Below are 849 nucleotides of genomic sequence, written 5' to 3' on the forward strand. Positions count from 1 at the left end.
GATCGCTTACGTGAATTGCCATTCCGAGTGGATCGTCTAAAAACGGGGACACCACCACGTATTGATGCTCGCACGGTTGATTTCTCAGTGCTAGAAGCGCAACACGGTGACAACCCAACACCAGTTTTCTCATTCATGGGTAAGCGCGAACACCATCCGCGTCAAATTCCTTGTTTCATTACGCATACCAATGAACAAACTCATGAAGTGATCCGCAATAACTTAGATCGTAGCCCAATGTACGCAGGTGTGATCGAAGGAATTGGCCCACGTTACTGTCCGTCTATCGAAGACAAAGTGATGCGCTTTGCGGATAAGAACAGCCACCAAATTTTCATTGAACCTGAAGGTCTTACCACGCACGAGTTATACCCGAATGGTATCTCCACCAGCTTGCCGTTTGATGTTCAAGTACAAATCGTTCGTTCAATGAAAGGCTTCGAGAACGCACACATTGTTCGTCCTGGTTACGCGATTGAGTACGATTTCTTCGATCCACGTGATTTGAAGCAAACTTACGAGACTAAATTCATCAGTGGTCTATTCTTTGCTGGCCAAATCAACGGTACAACAGGCTACGAAGAAGCTGCGGCACAAGGCTTAATGGCGGGCTTGAACGCAAGCTTGTACAGCCAAGGCAAAGAAGGCTGGAGCCCGCGCCGTGACCAAGCATACATGGGCGTTCTGATTGATGATTTGTCGACCATGGGTACCAAAGAACCGTACCGCATGTTCACTTCTCGCGCGGAATACCGCCTATTGCTTCGAGAAGACAACGCCGACCTTCGTTTGACAGAAAAAGCTCGTGAACTTGGCTTGATTGATGATGTTCGTTGGGCGCGTTTCAAC

The 849-nt window shown here is 48.2% G+C and carries 1 protein-coding gene; it reads left to right on the top strand.

Annotation, left to right across the window (positions count from 1 at the left end; translation table 11 throughout):
- Positions 1–849 (top strand): FAD-dependent oxidoreductase (locus R7093_RS24665; protein WP_318146946.1); only part of this gene is annotated, 849 nt, incomplete at both ends.

It is taken from the genome of Vibrio sp. 1580, assembly GCF_033340055.1.